General features: G+C 68.6%; 13 protein-coding genes. 4 read left to right on the forward strand and 9 right to left on the reverse strand.

Features of this window, described 5'->3' with window-relative positions:
• Nucleotides 1-129 precede the first annotated feature (129 nt).
• The 3 genes from CA833_RS22710 to CA833_RS22720 are packed head-to-tail and all read left to right on the forward strand — an operon-like array spanning nucleotide 130 to nucleotide 2,823.
• A complete protein-coding gene (locus CA833_RS22710; RefSeq protein ID WP_207080281.1) occupies nucleotides 130-1,542 on the forward strand; it encodes an aldehyde dehydrogenase family protein in 1,413 nt (470 codons plus the stop codon).
• A gap of 6 nt (nucleotides 1,543-1,548) precedes the next feature.
• Nucleotides 1,549-1,920 carry a gamma-glutamylcyclotransferase family protein gene (locus tag CA833_RS22715; RefSeq protein ID WP_242526427.1) on the forward strand — a complete coding sequence of 124 codons (372 nt, stop codon included), beginning with the start codon at nucleotides 1,549-1,551 and terminating at the stop codon, nucleotides 1,918-1,920.
• Nucleotides 1,921-1,929: 9 nt separating this feature from the next.
• Nucleotides 1,930-2,823 (forward strand): bestrophin family protein, encoded by an 894-nt coding sequence (locus CA833_RS22720; RefSeq protein ID WP_142638688.1) that lies wholly within the window; start codon nucleotides 1,930-1,932, stop codon nucleotides 2,821-2,823.
• Nucleotides 2,824-2,828: 5 nt separating this feature from the next.
• Here CA833_RS22720 and CA833_RS22725 read toward each other — a convergent pair whose 3' ends face one another.
• The 5 genes from CA833_RS22725 to CA833_RS22745 form a co-directional block, all read right to left on the reverse strand.
• On the reverse strand, nucleotides 2,829-3,452 hold the full coding sequence (locus CA833_RS22725) for an alpha/beta hydrolase (protein WP_207080282.1): 624 nt from the start codon (nucleotides 3,450-3,452) through the stop codon (nucleotides 2,829-2,831).
• A complete protein-coding gene (locus tag CA833_RS22730; RefSeq protein WP_207080283.1) occupies nucleotides 3,449-4,453 on the reverse strand; it encodes a glutathione S-transferase family protein in 1,005 nt (334 codons plus the stop codon). The genes CA833_RS22725 and CA833_RS22730 overlap by 4 nt, the downstream gene beginning before the upstream one ends.
• A 58-nt stretch (nucleotides 4,454-4,511) precedes the next feature.
• On the reverse strand, nucleotides 4,512-5,129 hold the full coding sequence (locus tag CA833_RS22735) for a YceI family protein (protein ID WP_207080284.1): 618 nt from the start codon (nucleotides 5,127-5,129) through the stop codon (nucleotides 4,512-4,514).
• A 148-nt stretch (nucleotides 5,130-5,277) separates the two neighbouring features.
• A complete protein-coding gene (locus tag CA833_RS22740; protein WP_207080285.1) occupies nucleotides 5,278-7,242 on the reverse strand; it encodes a hypothetical protein in 1,965 nt (654 codons plus the stop codon).
• A gap of 109 nt (nucleotides 7,243-7,351) precedes the next feature.
• Nucleotides 7,352-8,104: an SDR family NAD(P)-dependent oxidoreductase gene (locus CA833_RS22745; RefSeq protein WP_207080286.1), complete on the reverse strand. Its 753-nt coding sequence runs from the start codon at nucleotides 8,102-8,104 to the stop codon at nucleotides 7,352-7,354.
• A gap of 208 nt (nucleotides 8,105-8,312) precedes the next feature.
• Between CA833_RS22745 and CA833_RS22750 the strand changes: the two genes are divergently transcribed.
• Complete coding sequence (locus CA833_RS22750) at nucleotides 8,313-9,125, forward strand: SDR family NAD(P)-dependent oxidoreductase (RefSeq protein ID WP_185928796.1); 813 nt, start codon at nucleotides 8,313-8,315, stop codon at nucleotides 9,123-9,125.
• 45 nt (nucleotides 9,126-9,170) lie between these two features.
• On the opposite strand, the gene CA833_RS22755 is transcribed toward CA833_RS22750, so the two are convergent.
• The 4 genes from CA833_RS22755 to CA833_RS22770 are packed head-to-tail and all read right to left on the reverse strand — an operon-like array spanning nucleotide 9,171 to nucleotide 17,837.
• Nucleotides 9,171-9,983 (reverse strand): FadR/GntR family transcriptional regulator, encoded by an 813-nt coding sequence (locus tag CA833_RS22755; RefSeq protein WP_207080287.1) that lies wholly within the window; start codon nucleotides 9,981-9,983, stop codon nucleotides 9,171-9,173.
• A 58-nt stretch (nucleotides 9,984-10,041) separates the two neighbouring features.
• Nucleotides 10,042-11,583, reverse strand: a complete 1,542-nt coding sequence (locus CA833_RS22760; protein ID WP_207080288.1) for a glycosyl hydrolase — start codon at nucleotides 11,581-11,583, stop codon at nucleotides 10,042-10,044.
• A 50-nt stretch (nucleotides 11,584-11,633) separates the two neighbouring features.
• Entirely contained in the window at nucleotides 11,634-14,378 is a 2,745-nt protein-coding gene (locus tag CA833_RS22765) for a glycoside hydrolase family 2 protein (RefSeq protein WP_242526428.1), read from the reverse strand.
• A gap of 30 nt (nucleotides 14,379-14,408) precedes the next feature.
• Nucleotides 14,409-17,837: a glycosyl hydrolase gene (locus tag CA833_RS22770; RefSeq protein WP_242526429.1), complete on the reverse strand. Its 3,429-nt coding sequence runs from the start codon at nucleotides 17,835-17,837 to the stop codon at nucleotides 14,409-14,411.
• Nucleotides 17,838-18,287 lie beyond the last annotated feature (450 nt).

Genomic DNA, 18,287 nt, shown 5'->3' on the forward strand with positions numbered 1-18,287 from the left:
TTTACCGAAGCGCCAATGGGATCCGGCGCAGTTTTGCAGGTTCTGGGCGGACAACCGCGCCTGCGGGGTTGCCGCCGACCGGCTTTTGGCCCATGCGCCTGCGGGCCCCTCTGTCGGCCCCCCGAGGTTATGCGCATGGATTACCAACTTCTCATCGGCGGCACGCTTGTGCCGGGCGCTTCGACGCTTGAAGTCGTCAACCCGGCGACCGGGCGCGTCTTCGCGCAGGCGCCGCGTGCCGACGAAGCGCAGGCCGAGCAGGCCATTGCCGCTGCCCGCCACGCATTTCCGGCCTGGGCGGCGATGGGCTATGCCGAGCGCGGCGCCTTCCTGGAGCGTCTGGCCGCCGCGATCGAGGCGCGGGCCGAGGATTTTGCCCGCATCCTGACGCTGGAGCAGGGCAAGCCGCTCGATCAGGCGCGCGGCGAAGTGGCCGCCAGCATTTCCGCCTTCGCCTACTATGCGCAGCAGCAGCTCGAACCGCGTGTCCTGCGGGAAACCGCGAAGGAGCGCATCGTCGAGCAGCGCTATCCGCTGGGCGTGGTCGCGGCGATCACGCCGTGGAACTACCCGCTGCTGCTGCTGGCCGTGAAGATGGCCCCCGCGCTGGTCACCGGCAATGTCCTCATCGCCAAGCCGGCCCCGTCGACCCCGCTGGCGACGCTGCAGCTCGGCGAAGTCGCCGCCTCGGTGCTGCCTGCCGGGGTGTTCCAGACGCTCACCGACGCCAACGACCTGGGCGCGCTGCTCAGCCGTCATCCCGGCGTTGCCCATGTCAGCTTCACCGGCTCCACCCCGACCGGCAAGAAAGTGCTGGCCAGCGCGGCCGACACCCTCAAGCGCTTCACGCTCGAACTCGGCGGCAACGACGCCGCACTGGTGCTTGGCGATGCCGACATCGCCAAGGTCGCCCCGCATATCTATGCGGGCGCGACGACCAATTCCGGCCAGGTCTGCCTTGCCATCAAGCGGGTCTATGCCCCGCGCGGCAAGGTCGACGCGCTGTGCGACGCGCTTGCCGAACTGGCCCGCGCGGCCGTGATCGGCGACGGCATGGAGCCGGGCACCACCATCGGCCCGATCCAGAACCGCACCCAGTTCGAGAAAGTGCAGGCCTACATCGCCGAGGCGCGCGCGCAGGGCACCATCGTTGCCGGCGGCGCCCCGGTTCCGGGCGAGGGCTTTTTCATCGCGCCGACCATCGTGCGCGACCTGCCCGACGATGCCCGCCTGGTGCGCGAGGAGCAGTTCGGCCCGGTCCTGCCGGTGCAGGCCTACGACGATCTCGACGCCGCGATTGCGCAAGTCAACGCCAGCGAATACGGCCTTGCCGCCAGCGTCTGGACGTCCGACGCCGAGCGCGGCCTCGCGGTCGCCTCGCGGATCGAGTGCGGCACGGTCTGGGTCAACCGTCATCTCGACCTGCCATGGGACGTACCCTTCGGCGGGGCAAAACAATCGGGCATCGGCCGTCAGCAAGGTATAGAAGGCATGGAAGATTTCACCCAGCCGCGCATCGTCAACGTGGCGCTGGCCGAGTAAACGGGCGTGAGTGAACAAGTGGAACGCGTGAAGGACATCCTCGTCTTTTCCTATGGCACCCTGCGCCAGAGCGAAGTGCAGCAGGCGCTGTTCGGCCGCCTGCTGACCGGCGAGCCGGATGCCATGGCCGGCTGGCGCAGCCGCCTGATCGAGATCACCGATCCCGACGTCATCGCCAAGAGCGGCAAGCGCTGGCACCCGATGGTCGAGCGCAGCGACGATCCCGAGGATGCGGTGGAAGGCGTGGTCTTCCGCCTCACCGCCGAGGAACTCGCCCGCGCCGACGATTACGAGGTGGACTATATCCGCCATCCGGTGACCCTGCGCTCGGGCTGGGTGGCGTTTGTCTACGGCGATCCCGTCAGCGCGCGCGGATAGGGCGGCGCCATGATCGTCCGGCCCAAGCCCGGTCTGTGGGAAGTCGCCTTCGCGGTCAGCGGGTCGATCCTGCCCCGGATCGCGGGACGGCTGGCGGTCATCGCGCTGATTGCCGTGGCCGCGGTGCTTGCGGCCGAGGCGCATCCGGGCCTGTTCGCGCAGATCAGCGCCATTCCCTTCACGCTGATCGGCATTGCCCTGTCGATCTTCATGAGCTTCCGCAACAACGCGTGCTATGACCGCTGGTGGGAAGGGCGCAAGCTCTGGGGATCGCTGGTGATTGCCTGCCGTTCGCTGGCCCGGCGGGTCTCGATCCTGGACGAGGCCGAGCGCCGCCTGGTGCTGACGGGTGCCGCCGGTTTTGCCGCAGGGCTCGCCGCGCGGCTGCGCGGGGGCGATGAACCGGCCGCCATTGCCCGCCACTGCGAGGGCGCCCCGGTGACGGCGGTGAACCCGACCGACGCCCTGCTCCACGGGCTTGGCCAGCGCTGCCTGACGCTGATGCGCGACGGCCGTATCGCGCCGATCCACCATTCGCTGATCGAGGAGCAGCTGCACCTCATGGCGCAAGTGCAGGCGGGCTGCGAGCGCATCGCGCTGACCCCGGTGCCGTTCAGCTACTCGCTGCTGCTGCACCGCACCGCCTATATCTTCTGCCTGGCCCTCCCGTTTGCGCTGGCGGGCACGCTGGGCTGGTGGACGCTGCTGCCGGTGCTGCTGGTCAGCTACACGTTCTTCGGGCTCGATGCGCTGGGCGACCAGCTGGAGGATCCGTTCGGCCTCGAACCCAACGACCTGCCGCTTGACGCCATGGCGCGCACCATCGAGCGCGAGATGCTGGCAATCCTGGGCGAGGCAGACCTGCCGCCCCCGCTCGCGCCCGAAGGGGATGTGCTGCGCTGACGGTGTCAGCCAGTCGGGGCGAGGGATGCGGCGAGAAAGGCGGCGCCGATTTCCGCGCCTTCACGGCTGATGGTGTGGCCGAGGCCCGGCAGGATCGTGCTCCCGGCCGCGATGCCGAGGGCGGCAAGGCGGGCGGCGGCATCGGTGGTTTCGGCGGGCGGGATCACCGGATCGCTGCCGCCGTGGATCAGGGCAACGCGCGTGCGCGGTGACGGCGCGAACGGCGCGAACGGCCCGGGCGAAGCCAGCCGGCCCGAATAGCCGAGCAGCGCCGCCACCGGCCAGCGGCCCGAGACGACCGCGTCGAGCGCCATGATGGTGCCTTGCGAAAAACCGACCAGCGCGACGCGGTCCAGCCGGTCCTCGAGGCCCTGCGCGGCAACGATCGGGGCGATCACGCCGTCGAAGGCGGCGCGGGCCGCCTCGACACGGGCCGGGCGGTTGTCGGCAGTGACACCGGCAAGGCTGAACCATTGCCGTCCCGCCCCGCCGCCGTCGAACGCGAAGGGCGCGTCGGGGGACACGAACCGCGCTTCGGGCAATTGCTGCCGCCAGAGCTGGCCGAGCCCGGCAAGGTCGGCGCCATTGCTGCCGACGCCGTGGAGCAGGAGGACAAGCGACGTGTTCACGCAGGTGTCTCCATCGGGGCGGTCGCTATCGGCGCGGTCTGGGGCGGGGGGAAGTCGGCAAGCTGCGGGCCGAGGGGCACGATCCCGTTGGGATTGAGCGCCTTGATCGAATAGTAGCCGCGCTTGATGTGATCGATGCTGACGGTTTCGCGCAGGCCGGGAAGTTCCAGCATGCGTGTCTGGTATGCCGAAAGCGCGGGATAGTCGGCGATACGGCGCAAGTTGCACTTGAACAGGCCGTGATAGGCCGCATCGAAGCGCACCAGCGTCACGAACAGGCGCAGGTCGGTTTCGGTCACGCGGCTGCCGAACAGGTAGGGACCACCCCCGGCCAGCCGCTGTTCGAGATCGTCGAGCGCGGCGAACACGTCGGCAAAGGCTTCCTCGTAGGCAAGCTGCGTCGTCGCGAACCCGCTGCGGTAGACGCCGTTGTTGAGGCGGGGATAGATCTCGTCGTTGAGGGTGTCGATCGCTTCGCGCAGGTCCGCCGGGTAGAGGTCGAACCGGTCACTGGCGAGGGCGCCGAAGCCGGAATTGAACATGCGCAGGATGTCGGCGGATTCGTTGTTGACGATGGTATCGGTCTCGCGGTCCCACAGCACCGGAACCGTCGCGCGGCCGGTATAGCGCGGATCGGCGCGGGTGTAGATCTCGTGCATGTAGAGCGCGCCGTGGAGCGGGTCGCGGTCGCTGCCGGGATAGTCGCCGAAACGCCAGCCTTCCTCGGTCAGCATCGGTTCGACCACGCTGACGCTGACCACTTCCTCCAGGCCCTTGAGCGTGCGGGCGATCAGGGTGCGCGAGGCCCAGGGGCAGATCAGCGCGACATAGAGGTGATAGCGCCCCGCCTCGGCGCGGAAGCCGCCGGTGCCGGTAGGGCCCGCCGCGCCGTCGGTGGTGACCCAGTTGCGGAAGCCGGAGACCTGGCGGACAAAACCGCCCTTTTCATCGGTGGACTGGACCGGCTGCCAGTCCGCCGTCCACTTGCCGTCGACCAGCATGGAGGATCCTTCGGATGGGGGCGGGAGGAGCCCTGGCGGCCCCTCCCGGTTCAGGCGATCAGCCGACCTTTTCGAAGGCGGCGGTGATGCGGATCTGCACTTCGTCGCTGACGGCGGGCACGTACTTGCTCACGCCGAAGTCGGAGCGCTTGAGGGTGCCGGTGGCGGCAAAGCCGATCGTGTAGGCCTTGTCCATCGGGTTGACGCCGGCGCCGCCGAAGGTGGCATCGAGCACCAGCGGCTTGCTGACGCCGTGCATCGTCACCGTGCCGGTGATGCGGGCGGTGCGGGCGCCGGTGCGCTCGACCTTCTGCGAGACGAAGCGGATGGTGGGGTAGGTGGCGGCGTCGAACCAGTCGGCGCTCACCAGTTCGGAATCCAGCGTCGCATTGGTGGTGGAGATGCGCGCGACCGGCAGCGAGACGTCCAGCTTGGCATTGCCCAGCGCCTTGGGATCAAGCGAGAGCGAGCCGGTGGCGCCGGGGATCGTGCCGAAGTAGTCGTTGAAGCCGAAGTGGTTCACCGCGAACTGGGTCAGCGTGTGGTTGCTTTCGACCTTGTAGCTGCCGGCCTCGATGGTTTCGGGGGCGACGGGGGCTGCGGCGGACAGGAATGCGGGCGCGGCCAGTACGGGAACGAGCAGGGCGAGTGAAGCGGCAAAGGGAAGGGCTTTCAAGGGGATGCTCCTGTGATCGGGTTGCTGCCGTCTATAGGCGCGCCCGATTGCCGGGATAATCCGTCTTTATGTTTCATGACTTTCAACTGAGGGTGTGAAATGAAACCGGCACGGCGGCCGCCTGCGCCGGTTCCGGTTGGCTGCGACCTCAGGTGCCGGGCGCGGGCTTGCGGTATGTCTTGCCGTCGATGGTGGTGACAAGATCGCCGTCCAGCGGCTCGCCCAGCGGGCTGATGACAAAACCGCCGGGCTCGGTGGTCTTTTTGGTGCCGGTCTGGGCCCCGCTCGCCCGCAGGTCCGAGTGCCAGACGATCCGGGCGCGCCCGTCCTTCATGACAAGTTCCGCGCTTTCGGTGCCGTCGATCACGTGGGCGCCGTCGTCGGTGAAGCCGGCGTAGCGGGCCGACACGAAGGAAATGCGGCCGCTCGCGGTCTTGCGGATCTCCACTTCGGCCTTGCCGCCCTTCCACCCGTCCATCGTGAAGCGCCCGGCCGGGGCGGAGGGATAGCGCCGGGGCATCGGATCGCCGGCGCGGTAGGGGGTTCCCCAGGGCACCGCAATGGCCCCCGGCGCCACCTTGCGGGCAAGAGGCAGGGCGGTCCGATCGGGCAGGCGCGCGATCATCAGCCGGGTCCGCCGCCCGCCCGGTTCGCGGGAGGCCGGGCAGGGCAGCGGATTGGCGCCGCCGCAATCGGGCGAGATCACTTGCGCCTGCCAATAGACGACGTTTGTCCCGTCGGGCGACCAGGCCGGATCGGCGCGGGCATTCCAGTCGGGATCGCTGGCGCTGCCGGGCGCGCCGTTTCCGGCATTGAGCTGCTGCCCGCGATAGGTGCCCCGGTCGCCCCAGCGGTCGATCAGGATCGGCTGGAAGAACCGGCGCATGCCGTTGCGATAGCCATAGCGCGCGCTGAGCATGACCATTCGCGTCAGTTCGTCGGTCAGCGGCGGGATGCCCTGCATGGCGCCGTAGTACATGTGGCGCTCGACGGTGCGGTTGTCGAAGACCACGAGCCACTTGTCGTCGGGTGACATCAGGATCGGATCGGCATAGCCGGGTGCCGATGTCAGCCGGTGCGAATGGCCGGATTGCAGGTCGGTTATGAACATGTCGACGTTGCCGGATTCGGGAATGCCCATGCCGACCGCATTGCGGCCGTCGCGGGTCCAGCCCCGGGCTTCGCCGATCGCGCCCTTGACCGGGTTGTGGATCAGCACGCCGGGTCTTTTCGGATCTTCGCGAAAGGCGGCAAACTCAGGGGAGCGGCCATTGGTCAGCACCTGGACGTCGCCGAGTTCGTAGCGCGGGGCCAGCGGCAGCCCGCGTCGCGGCGCGGGGTTGAAGCGCAGCGTGCCGACCAGCCCGTGCTGGTCGATGTCGGGCCCCGTCGCGATCATGTGGCTCCACATCAGATGGCGGCCATCGGGATTGAGCCGCAGCTCGCGCATCGAGCCCCCCGGCCCGGAGCCGTCCGCGCTGGTGTTCCAGCGGATCGGATAGATGCGGATGCGATCGGGCGTGCAGCGCTCGTCGGCAAGCCCGTATGGCCCGCAATCGACGACGTTGGTTCCCGCGATCATCCTGGTGCCGCCCGGGAAAGGCTGGGGATGATCGAGGCTCAGCCAGGGCGATCCCGCCGGCACGGTGCGTCCATGCTCGTTGCTGCCGGCCGGGTTGGCATCGCGGCGCGCCTCTGCCGGAACCCCGCAGGTGATGCATTTCCAGCCATCGCCGTTCGAAAAGACCGTGCCGTCGGTCCGGATCGCGATGACCTGCGGCCCGTCGTGGGTCGGATCCCCGGCGGGAGCGCCCGCGAACTGGACGGTGAGCAGCACGTGCCGCCCATCACCCATGTAGGCAGGGCCTTCGACAATCCCGTCGTCGGCGGCGGACATGCAGCCGGTCCCGCGCGGGGCGACCGCCTTCGAACAGGCGCCCGCCGTTTCGGACGGCGCGGTGGGGGGCAGGGGGAGCGCGGAGACCTCCACCCGTTCGGGTTTCGGGGGGGCTGGCACCGCCGTGCCTGCTGCCGGCGCGGAAAATGCGCCAAGCGGCGCGAGCGCGGTGCCAAGACTGGCCAGAACGAGGGGGATGCGTGCGGATCGGGACATGACGGTTCTTCTCGAAAGCGGTCCATCCGGCGGCGCGGCGACGGACGGGTGAGGGGGAGGGGGGCTGGCGGGCCGGGCGCGCCGCGCAGATCGCGGCGGCCTGCCATCCTTATCCGATGAACATGCCGCCATTGACGGCCAGGACCTGGCCGGTGACGTAGCTGGCGCCGTCCGAGGCGAGATATTCGCAGGCTGCCGCGATGTCGTCCGGGGTGCCGGGACGCGGGATCGGGATGTGCTGGGAGATGATTTCCAGCGGCGGGAAGGTCCCGGCCGCGATCCCGGCTTCGGCCATGGGCGTCGCCACCACCGAGGGGGGGATGGTGTTCACGGTGATGCCGCTGGCGGCAAATTCGCGGGCCAGCGAGCGGGTCAGGCCGATCACCCCGGCCTTGGCGGCGGCATAGTGGGCGCGGTCTGCGGCGCCGGACTGGCCTGCCTGCGACGAGATGGTGATGATGCGTCCCCAGCTTGCCGCGACCATGTCCGGCAGGGCGGCCTGCACCGTGTTGAACACGCCGGTCAGGTTGATGTCGATCATGCGCTGCCAGGTCTGCGCGGTGACGTCGAGGAAGCCGATGCCCTCGGAAATCCCGGCATTGGCGACCACGATCGCGATCGGGCCGAGCTCTTCGCGGATGGCGGCATAAGCTGCCTCCACGCTGGCGCGGTCGGCGACGTCGACCTTGCGGGCAAGGATGCGCGCTCCTTGCGCCCGCAGCGCCGCGCTTTCGCGTTCCAGCGCTTCGTCCTGAACGTCGAGCATGGCGACCGGATGGCCCTTGGCGGCAAACAGCCGCGACACGCCGAGCCCGATGCCCGATGCCCCGCCGGTGACGACGACGACACGATTGGCAACCATATCTTCTCTCCCGTTGGGCGCTCGGCAGGATGGGGCCGGCGCCTTTTCATGTGTGGCGTCCTGTCCGGTTACGCCTGTTTGTGCGATAATGTGGCGCACAACTTGCCAGCTGTCCAGCCTCGATATAGGCAATCCGGCGAGGGGATCCGGCGCCGCGATTCGACGTTGCGGGCAATGCCGGGGCCCGAAAACAACAGGAGAAATGGGGATGCCAGTGCCAGACGTTTCGGATCGCTCGCTCGATCAGCTGACCTCGCTGAAGGGCCGGGGCGCGGTTGTCACCGGGGCGGCGTGGGGGCTGGGCAAGGCCGCGGCGCGGCGGCTTGCCGAAGCCGGCGCGTCGGTGCTGATCGCCGATATCGATGAAGAGGCCGCCGCCGCAACTGCCCGCGAACTGGCCGGACGGTTCGGCGTCGATGTCGTCTCGATCCGCCTCGACGCGGGTGATCCAGCGTCGATCGTGGCGGCTGCCGACCTTGCCGAGAGCCGCTTCGGCACGCTCGACATCTGGGTCAACAATGCCGGTATCCCGTCGTTTCAGCCGCTGCTCGACCTCGACGTCGAGGAGTTCGATAACGTCCTGGCGATCAATCTGCGCGGCACCTTTGTCGGCGCCAGGGAAGCGGCGCGGCGGATGATCGCGCGGGGGCGCGGCGGGGTGATCGTCAACGTCGCCTCGCTGGCCGGCGTGCGCGGTATTTCCGAAGGGCAGGCTGCCTATTGCAGTTCGAAGCACGGCGTTGTCGGCCTGACCAGGCAACTGGCGATCGAACTGGGCGGGCACGGCATCCGCGTGCTGGGGGTGGCTCCGGGTTTCTCGCTGACCGAGAAGACCATGTTCATCGCCGAATGGGACGAGGAAACGATCAGGAACTGCCCGATCCCCGGCATCGGCGGCAGCCGCCTCGGACGGGTCGGCGTGGCCGACGACATTGCCCGGGCGATCCTGTTCTGCGCCTCGGACATGGCCATGTTCATGACCGGCAGCACTTTGCTGCTCGAAGGCGGAATGGCGGCCTGACGGTTGGCGGGTGGGGGCACCCGGGGCAATGCTCCCGGGCCGCCTCTATTCGCCCGCGCCCGGCCGCAGGAAACGGGCCCGCGTGGCGGCAACCGACCGGCGCGCGGCGGCGACGGCCTGCTCCTCCACCGCGAAGAGCAGGTGCTGGAGCACCGCGTCGAGGTGCGCGTGCATGGCCGCGCGGGCGGCGGCGGGATCGCGCCGCTGCAGCGCGGCGAGGATGGCGCGGTGCTCCGCCACCACCGGCTTGACGTTGGCGGTGCGCGCCTGTTCGAGCAGCAGGCGGCATTCCGGCGAAGTGGAGCGCAAGGTCCAGAGCTGTTCGACGGTCCGGACGATGGCGCTGTTCCTGCCGGCGCGGGCGATCGTCATGTGGAAGGCCTCGTCGGCGTTCTCTTCGCCGCGCGCATCGGCGTTCTCCAGCGCGATCGCGGCAACGAGGTGCTCCAGCCGGTGGAGTTCCTCGTCGGTGATGTGGCGGGCGGCGAGCGCCGCGGCCTCGCCTTCGATCAGCAGCCGCGCCTCGATGAGTTCGAAGGGGCTGACGGTGAATTCGGGCTCCCGGTCGATGTCACCGGGCAGGCGGATCACGAAAGTGCCCGCCCCCAGGCGCGCCTCGACCAGGCCCAGCACCTCCATCGCCAGCATTGCCTCGCGCACGACCGGCCTGCTCACGCCCATGCCGGTCGCGATGTCGCGTTCCGCGGGCATGCGCTCGCCCACCGCGTACGTGCCGGACTGGAGTTCGGCGATCAGCGCCTTCACCACCCGGCGGTAGAGCCTGCCCTCACCCCCGCACTCGCCCCCGCCTGCCGGATCCAGCCCGATGAGCGGCTTTGCACCCGCGATACCTGCCATACCTTCCCGCCTTGCCGTTATGGTCGGACCAATTTTCCCTGGACGCCCCGCCATGCGATCAGGCGATCTCGACCAGGGCGAGCCCTTCGGCGGGCAGGTCGAGCGTGAGCGAGGCGTCGGCGCCGAGGCGGCGTGTTTCCACCACCGGCCGCGAGACCTGCCGCAACTGCGCGATCTGCGCGCGCGAGGGGTACCGGGGCGAGCCCATCGCCCACCAGGCCGGCATCGGCGAGCCGCGCTCCCAATCGACATAGTGCACCTGCGCGGTCCGTCCGCCCTTCAGCCCGTCGAACTGCACGGTCACGCGCCTGGCTCCGCCGACGATCTTGCGTTCGGAGGTCATGCCGGGAATGCCGCCGGGCTGATCGACTTCGGCGAGATTCCACACGAGTGCGGAGATCCGCCCCCGCTTGTCCTTCGCGGCCAGCGCCGGGCCCTGCGCGGCGAGCCGCTCGGTGCCGAGCCGGTGCAGCAGCCGGTAGGTATTGAACGAAGGTTTGGCGATGCCGTCGATCATCATGCTCCAGCCCATCGAGCCTTCCTTCAGCATGTAGTCGTCGACGCCCAGTTCCTCGTACATGCCGCTCAGCGTCCATTGCGACATGCCCGCGCAGTGCGCCATGCCGCCGGCGATGACGTGGGCGATCATCGCCGGGCTGTCGGACGACCATTCGGACAGCCACATCGGCTTGCCGGCGAACGTGCCGGCATCGATAGTGCGCCGGGCATCGGCAAGCGCGTCGGGGATGACGGCATTGACGCTGCGGCGCGGGCTGCCCTTGCCGAAGACCTCGTCCTGGTTGTCACCGGCGTAGACATGGGTGGCGAAGAAGTCGACGGGGGCGTTGTTGGCCGCGCACCATTCGGCAAAATCGCCGATCCATGCCGTTTTCGAGGTGGCGGGGCCGCCGACCTTGATCTGCGGGTCGACCGACTTGATGGCGACCGCGACGGCCTTGTACATGTCGAAATAGCGCTGCTTGTCGGCGGTCCAGAAGAACGAGAGGTTGGGTTCGTTCCACACCTCGAAGGGCCAGCTGCGCACGGCATCCAGCCCGTAGCGATCGACCATCGCGGTGGTGAAAGACCGGATGAATCCGGCAAATTCGGCGTCCGAGGTCGGCGGCGTGATATTGCCGCCGTAGAAGCCGAACTGGGTTTTCCCGGAGGCGAGCTTGCCGGGCATGAAGCTCAGTTCCACATAGGGCGACACGCCAAGGTCGAGCAGGCCGTCGTAGACGCGGTAGACGTTCAGCCAGTTCGGGCCACCGTTGCGGCGCATCTCGAGGATGCTCTTGCCGAACACCCCCAGTTCGTCGTTGAAGATGCCGTGGAAGCGTGCGCGCTTGATGCCCGCCTCCGCCACGGCGAGCCGCATGTCCTGCCGCCATTCCTCGCGCATGGTGATCGCCGCACGGTCCGATCCGACACATTCCTCCCAGACATGGGGCAGGGCGCCCGCAACCGTGCGGGTATCGACCCGCACCGTTTCGCCAGCGAGGGCGGCGCCCCCGCGGGCGGCCCCACTGGCGGCCCCAATGGCGGCCCGAGCCCCGCTGGCCGACAAGGCCGCGGCGGCGGCGCCTGATGCCAGAAACATGCGTCGATCCAACATGGGCAGTCTCTCCGGTATTTGCTGATGGGCGGGATTCAATGCGCGATCTCGATTCCGGCCAGCGCGACGTTGCCCGACACGCTGGTGAAATCGAGCTTGAGGCGGCCGTTGCGGACAGTGACCGGGAAGCTGCGGAGCAGTTCCTTGAGCGGCGCCCCGGCCGCCCTGCCAATGTTGAGACCCTGGATGACCGCCTCTCCGTTCGCGGTGACGGTGAGGGCCTGGTCGGACGAGGCGGTCTTGCGCGGTTCGAAGAGGTGCAGTGTCACCGTCCAGCTGCCGTTCGGCAGGGGAATGTCGTAGCTGAAGGCATCCCCGTCGCGCCAGTAGTCGAACAATGCCGGGTCGGCTGCATCGACCGTGCGGATCGGCGCCATCGAGCGCCCGCCGAAACCGACAAGGTTGAGCACGGCCGGCTTGCCGCCCGTCACGAACGTGTCCGAACCGAAGTGGCGGCTGCCGTGATGCCCGCCCTGATGCCCGCCGGCCAGTTCAAGACCGGGCAGTTCAAGACCGGCTGGGCTACCCGCATTGATGCGCAGTCCGCCGCGCTCCACGTCGGGCCCGTTCCAGGTGGCGCGGTCGGTCAGGGTCTTGCCGCCCTGCGTGGTCGTCACCACGGCGGCATTGGCGCCGGGCCGCAGCGCCACGTCTTTCCATTCGCAGACAAAGTCCCGGCAGGGCACTTCGCCGACCGGCCTGCCGTTGATCGTCAGTCGCGCGGACGGGGCGGTGGCATAAGCCTTGACGTCCATCACCGGATAGGCGCGGTCCAGATCGCGCGTTCCGGCAAAGTGCAGGGCAGGGCTGTCGCTCCAGGCCACCTTGTAGAACCAGAAGGCATCCTTGCGGGTCTTGCGGTCCGCCGTGATCAGCCCCTTGTCGTTGAGGTCGACCGCGTCGCCTTCATCACGCAGGTCGCTGGCAAAGTCGAACATCGCCCAGACCCAGCTGGCAAACACGAAATCGCGGGCGGCGATGCTCGGCCAGGACTGCTCGTGGACCCATGCCTGGTACTCTTCGGGATGGGGACGGCCGACAAAATTGACATAACCGCTGCGCACGTCGTCGCTGTGCTGGCTGATCGCGCCGCCCGCGCCGTATTCGCTGAGCGAGAGCGGCAGCCCCGGATGCTCGCGGTGGAGCTTGTCGAGCGTGTCGCCAAGGTCCTGGCGGACCTCCAGGGGCTTGGGATAATACCAGCCGTAGTAGCGGTTGTAGCCGATCAGGTCGGTGGTTCCGGCCAGCGTCTCTCCGGCGGTCTGGACCAGCGTCAGCCCTTCGCAGCAATCGGCAAAAGTGGTCGGGCGATCGGGGTCTTCCTGCCGGGCGATGGCATTGAGGTGCGCGAGCAGGGCCTGCGGCTGCGGCGGCGCGCCTTTCTGGCCGAAACCCTTGGCCGAATCCACTTCGTTGCCGACCGACCACATCAGGATCGCGGGGTGGTTGTAGTTCTGCCGGATCTGCTCGCGCAATTGCTGCTCGGCATTGGCCCAGAGCGCATCCGAGCCCTTGCCGCCGGTAATGCTGGGGGTGGTGACGTAAGGCAGCTCGGCCCAGACCACCATGCCGGCCTTGTCGGCGAGATCGGACCAGGCATCGGCGTGCTGGTAATGGGCCTGGCGGATGGTGTTGGCCCCGAGTTCCTCGACCAGCGCCATGTCCTGCGCGTGCTGCGCGGGCGTCAGTGCCCAGCCCGAGCCGAGCGCGTCCTGATGGCGCGAGACACCGCGCAGCTTCACATGCCGCCCGTTCAGGAAAAAGCCCTTGTCGGCATCGAAGCGGAAGGTGCGAAGGCCCAGCGGCTGCGACACCCGGTCCAGCACGGCCTTGCCGTCCGAAAGGGTGGCGGTGACCGAATAGAGGTAGGGATCGGCCCGTCCGTCCCAGCGATGGGGACGGGCCAGGTCGAGCGCCGTGCGCTGCTCGCCGGTTCCGCTCGCCAGGGTGACCGGCTGGACGGTGCGGGCGACGACCTTGCCGCGCGCGTCGCGGATCTCGGTCGCGAGGGTGAGGCTGCGCGGCGCCGGGCCGGCATTGCGCAAGCGGGTGCGCACCTCGACTGTCGCGCTTTCGGCGGAAATCCTCGTCGCATGCGCGTAGACGCCCGGTCCGCCGTAATCGAGCGGATCGATGGACGCGGCGGGAAGCTGGAGCAGTGCAACCTCGCGGTAAATGCCTCCATGCACGAAGAAATCGCCGGAGAGCGGAATGACTTCGGAGGTGGAGCTGCCGGGCTCCACCTTGCTGTTGTCGGCGCTGACCACGACCAGATTGCGCTGGCCCGGCTTCCAGGCATCGGTAACGTCGAGGCGGAAGCGGGCGAAAGCGCCCTTGTGGGTGCCGACATGGTGGCCGTTTACCCAGACTTCGGCCAGTTTGCCGACCGCTGCAAAGTCCAGATACTGGCGGTCGCCCGGCTTCGCCTTTGGCGCATCGACCTGCAGGCGGTACCAGCCCAGGCCCTGCCGGTTGTCGGTCTCGGCGCCGCGCTTCTGGGCATAGGCACCGATGCGGTTCCAGCTGTGCGGGACCGAGACCTGCTCCCAGTCCCGATCGTCGAAGCCGGTGGCGGTGACCGCCGCCGGAGCATCGCCGAAGTGGAAGCGCCAGCCATGCGACAGGTCGATTGCCGCTCGCCCGGTTCCTGGCTGCCTGGCTGCCTGCGTGCCTGCCTGCGACGCAGTGCGGTCCGCCGCCACGGCCGCGGGGGATATGGCTGTGGCGGCGATTGCCGAACCCAGCATCAGGCCTGTCAGTATCCGCTTGAAATCGCCCACTTTCCACTCTCCCTGTTGTCGGTTTCCGGTTCAGTCCCGGCGTTGTTCCAGCAGGCGCACGGGGCCCAGCAGGCCGGACGGGCGCAGCGGCGCGTCCTTCCGGTAGGTCGCCGTGGCGGTCCAGGTCACTTTTGCGGCGCCTGGCTGGGCATCGCCGATCAGCCGGTTGACCCACAGGTTCGCGACGCGGATCGTCAGGCGGTTCCTGCCGGGGCGGGCCTGCGCGCCGATGTCGATGCGGTAAGGCTGGTGCCAGCCGTATCCGGCCAGCTGTCCGTTGACGCGGACTTCGGCGATTTCGCGCGCCTCGCCGAGATCGAGCAGCAGCGGCATGCCCTTTTTCCACCCGCGCGGCGCCGTGAATGACTTGGTATACGTGGCAATTCCCGAGAAATAGCGGATCGCGGGGTCGGCGTTCGCGCCGAGCGGGGCCAGTTGGGCCAGCCGGACTTGCGGCGGCGCGCCGCGCCCCGGCTCGAACGTGACGTCCCAGGCCCCGCCAAGGACTGCCGCTTCGCGCAGCTCGACCGGCGCGACGGTGCGGGAGGTAGCCGCACTGTCCTTGCGGAACACCACGTGCACCGCCTCGTCCGGGCCGAGCGTGAGCGGAACCGAGGTCACCCCTTGCGCGGCCGTGAAGCTCACCGGCTCCGAGCGGCCGGTCTCGGCATGCCAGAGTTCGGCTTCCTTGCCAGCCACCCGGAAATGCGCGGTGATCGTCTCGGCCCGGTTCGACTGATTGGAGATGAAGTAGCTGTCCCCGTCCGCCAGCTTGCGGTGGACAAAAGGAAGCACGGCCCCCGGCGCCCCGCCCGAGAAGGTGAAATCGGGCGCGATACCGGCCTGCGCAAGACCTGCGGCCAGGTCGCCGGTCGCGATCACCCGGCCCCGGCCGACCGGATTGACCGCCGCGCCCGGCCACAGTTTCTGCACCAGCGACCGGTAGCGGGCAGGGTCGGCGCCAAGGCCGGGATCGCCCACTGGCGGCGCGCCGATGACGGTCGCGCCCGCCTCCACAAGGTCGGCGATGCGCGCCAGCACACGAAGGCTCATCCTCCCGGCGGTGCCGCCGAGGTACAGCGCGCGGTATCGTGCCCCGCCCGCCGTCACCAGATCGCCGCCGTCATTGGCCAGCGCATCGATCAGGGCATCGGCGTTCACGAAGTCGAACGCGGTCCCGGCCGGAACCTCGCTGACCGGCTTGTCGCCGAACAGCCCGGTCAGCGGGGCTTCCTCGCCGTAGAAATAGGCAAGGTCGGCCCGGTTGACGCCCTGCTGGAGCATCAGCGAATTGCGCGCGACATAGTCCATCCACGGCCGCGCCAGTTCGCCCCAGGCTTCGTTGCGGTTGAAGTCCTGACCGAAGATCGACAGCCGCAGACCCGGCTTCCGGTCGTCCACCGGCACATGGACGGAGGTATGGATGACCGGGCGATTGATGCCGGAGGCGAACGCGAGATCGATCATCCGCTTGAGATCGGCGGGCGCAAAGGCCCAGGGTGCCAGCATCGAGGTCAGCGATTCCGCCGCGACGGTTCGCTGCCCGTAAAGATGGGCGACCGATGCCGCGCCCTTCATGTCGGCAAGGTAGGTCGGCTTGGGCCCCCGGTCACGCTGGAACGCCCACATCGCCGCCATCGGCACGTCGGTCCAGCGGCGCATGGCCATGTCGTCGCCAAGCTGCGGGCGGTGATCTTCCAGCGCCTCGCCGTAGACGACCAGCCCGTTGTCGTGCGCCGCGCGGGCAACCGTGCCGTAGTGCTCGCTGGCCAGCAGATCGGCCAGGGTCCGCCGGAAATCATGCAGGAAGCGCTCGCTGTCCTGCCGCGAGCCGACGATCGTCCCGGTCAGCGCGGCCATCCAGGGGACCGGATCATAACCGCGCAGGCGCTTGAACTGCGCGACCATCCGCGGCGTCCAGTTCGCCGCGCCGACCTCGATGCTGTCGGTGAGGATGGCCCGCACGCCCTGGGCGCCGATGAGGTCCGCGCCCACCGTCTGGCGATAGGTCGCCAGATAGTGATCCATGTAGCGGCGCACGGCTTCGCCATCGTACTTGTCCACTTCGAGGCCGGTTGCCTCCAGCGGAGCAGGATGGTTCATCGTGCCCACCAGCGAATAGCCGAAGCGGATGATGCGCCAGCGCCCCGGTGGCGGGGTCCAGTCGAGCGTGCCGTCGGCGTGGAGGCGCGGGGTCAGGTCGATGATCCGGTCCGGCGCCACGCCGGCGGAATTGGCAAGACCGGCGTCGAGCGCGTAATAGTCCGGCACGATGTCGAAGCCGGCCTTGGCCTCGGCGCGGTTGACGCGCTCTTCGGCGGACAACGCGAATTCGGCGACCCGGATCGAGGCCGCCGGTTTGCCGCCGGAAAAGCCGGCCGCAAGCGCCGAAAGGTCGACGCCCGCAGGCGGCGGGGCAAAGTTCGGCAGGCTGCTGGCGTCCTGGAACACGATGCGGAAGGCCCGTGCCGTCACCGGCGCGAAACTGCGGGTCGTTGGTACGCGTCCGAGCGGAATGTCGGTGACGGTTGTCCACTGCCCGGCAGCGGTTTGCGCTTCCAGGCTGGCCTTGAGGTTGGCGCCGATGAACTTGCCCGCGCCGCCGGGGACGAACAGGGTGAGCGCACGGATCGTCCGGGCCGCCGGATAGCGGGCTGTAAGGAGTGTCGGCTGCCTGGCGACTTTCGGCAGGTCGGCACCGGTTTCGAGGTCGCCGTCCGTCAGTGCTGCGGCATCGACCGGCTGTCCTTCGCCGCTCGTAAACGTTGCTGCGGCGCCATCCGCAAGGGCCGGTTCTGCGGGCACCGCGACAACCACGGCATCGCGGTAGAACGGCGCGGGAACGTCGGGTGCCTTTTCGTTGATCGTCGAGTTGGTGCCCGAAGTCGCCGCGATCGACTGGTACGGGCCGGTCACCGAGGGCGGCATGGGGAGCGGGCGGGTGAGGCGCTTGCCGCCGCTCACGGTCACTTCGCTCCACACCAGCTTTTTCATGCCGTCGGCGGGCGTCACCCAGGGGCCGCCGGTCTCGGACCAGCCCGGCGATGAGGCAATCGCCAATTCGATGCCAAGGCGATCCGCCTCGCGCGCTGCGGCCTTGAAGGCAGACCGCCAGGCGGGCGTCATGTAGACCAGTCGCTGGTCGACGATTTGCGGGCTCTGGAGATTGACGTCGAATGCCTGCGCGCCGCCGATGCCGATCCGCTTCATCCAGGCGAGGTCCTTGCGCAGCCCGTCCACGGTGATGTTGCCGTTGATCCAGTGCCACCAGACCCGCGGACGCGCCTCCATCGGCGGGTCGCTGAACTGTCCTGCAAGCGGGTCAGCCTGATCGGGCGCGGCCGGGGACCCTGACTGGGCGGAGACCGGCCCCGAAACAGCGGCAACCGATAGCGACAGCGCCAGCCTGATCAGCGCCGACCTTCTCCGAAATTGCCCGTTCTTCGCCATGGATGTCATCTGCCTGCCAATCGCATCCGCAGCCGCACCTGCTCGAGGCGCTGCTGGCCATTCTCCCGAAATCGCCTCTTTGTGCGACACACTGTCGCCTATTGTTGCCGATATGCGCTGTCAAGTCGGTCAGGCCAATCCCGGCCATCGCGGTCAATGCAATAAGCCAGGTCATGCCGCATTGCGCCTGCAACGTCCCCGGAGCGGAAGGCACGGCTGCGGATAACGCCGCAGCGATCAACCGGCCATCCGCGAGGTGCCGCAGCGGCATGGCGGTTCCCTGCGCTCCGCCCGGACGCGGAGAATCGCGCCATTGGAGCGTCCTGTCCGAGCATTCGCGTCGGGCGGGGCGCGATGGCATCGGCCTCTTCGCGGTTGACGTTATCCGCCCTCCCACGGTATGCGACACTGTATCGCATAAAATTCGCTGCGGCCTTTGCGCGGCGCAGCAGGCCCGCA

It is taken from the genome of Novosphingobium sp. KA1, assembly GCF_017309955.1.
Classification (GTDB): Bacteria; Pseudomonadota; Alphaproteobacteria; order Sphingomonadales; family Sphingomonadaceae; genus Novosphingobium.